Source organism: Acinetobacter johnsonii (assembly GCF_048551975.1).
Classification (GTDB): Bacteria; Pseudomonadota; Gammaproteobacteria; order Pseudomonadales; family Moraxellaceae; genus Acinetobacter; species Acinetobacter johnsonii_A.
The window spans coordinates 1-291 of the sequence record NZ_JBIMCF010000174.1 but is presented as its reverse complement, the minus strand read 5'-3'; the positions used below and the strand labels follow the sequence as shown (position 1 = coordinate 291).

Here is a 291-nt window from a genome sequence, read left to right as displayed (position 1 = left end):
TGCTGCTGTACGTTTGAATATGCAACAACCACCGTTGACACGGATTATCAAAAGCTTTGAAGAAGAGCTGAATGCTCAACTGTTAAAGCGTTTGCCACGTGGTGTCGAGGTAACAGAAGCGGGCAAAGTTTTGTACAAAGAAGCCCTTGCGATATTGGAGCATGCTCAGTTGATTACTAAACGTGTGCAGGATATTTCTTTGGGGGTCGAAGGTCAGATTAATATTGGCTTTACCAAATCGGTTGGCTTTCATCCTTTTTTACAGGCTTTGTTGCGTAACTTCCGGGAAAC

1 protein-coding gene is annotated in these 291 nt (G+C 43.6%); it reads left to right on the top strand.

The annotated features are described in order from the left end of the window. Window positions 1–291, top strand: a 291-nt coding sequence (locus tag ACG9ZB_RS17120; RefSeq protein WP_419326833.1) for a LysR family transcriptional regulator, incomplete at both ends; no start/stop codon positions are given.